We start from the raw sequence: 657 nt of genomic DNA, 5'->3' as shown, positions 1-657 counted from the left end.
TACACCGGAACGGCCATTCCTTCGCCAAAACAGCAAGACGTCAATTTGTCGGCTTCAGGTGCGGCACTGAACTGGACGTACACCGAATATGACAACGATGAAGACTACTTTAATGCCGTTATGGAAGGGGAATGTTCAGGGTGTCACAACGGAGGCATCTTCGCCCCTGATCTCTCTGAAGGCCCATCAACAGGTCTGATTGAAAGCTATTACGACAACCCGAATATTATTGCCGATGAAATTGCAGCGATGACAGACATGCCAGGAGTCACCTGTGATTCCACATGCCAAGAAACATTGGCCCGTTATCTTGAAGACGACCTTTGGGGAGATGCGTTACCCAACATTGTTGATAGTGCAGAAGTCTACGGCAGTCGTCACTTACGCTTGCTCGGACAGTCTGAATACATCAACACAGTGAACGACTTGTTCGACGTTGAGATCGATAAATCCTCATTACCATCGGATGATAAAGAACAAGAAGGTTCGCTCTATGGCAACGCAGGCGAGTTTGGGTATCTATCGAGCGACAAAATGAACAGCTACCTAAACGCGGCGGTGTACGTCCAAGAAAATATGGACATTTACGCACTGAGTCAGTGTAAAAGTGGCAGTGGCGGCAATACCCCTGAATGGAACCCAAGCCAAACCTATGTG

General features: G+C 48.1%; 1 protein-coding gene. It reads left to right on the top strand.

Annotated elements, in window-relative coordinates:
• Positions 1–657: DUF1587 domain-containing protein (locus ACP45E_RS02365; protein WP_141707192.1), on the top strand; the 657-nt coding region annotated here is incomplete at both ends.

Source organism: Vibrio genomosp. F10 str. 9ZD137 (genome assembly GCF_049974785.1).
Lineage (GTDB): Bacteria > Pseudomonadota > Gammaproteobacteria > Enterobacterales > Vibrionaceae > Vibrio.
This window is presented reverse-complemented; position numbering and strand designations above follow the sequence as displayed.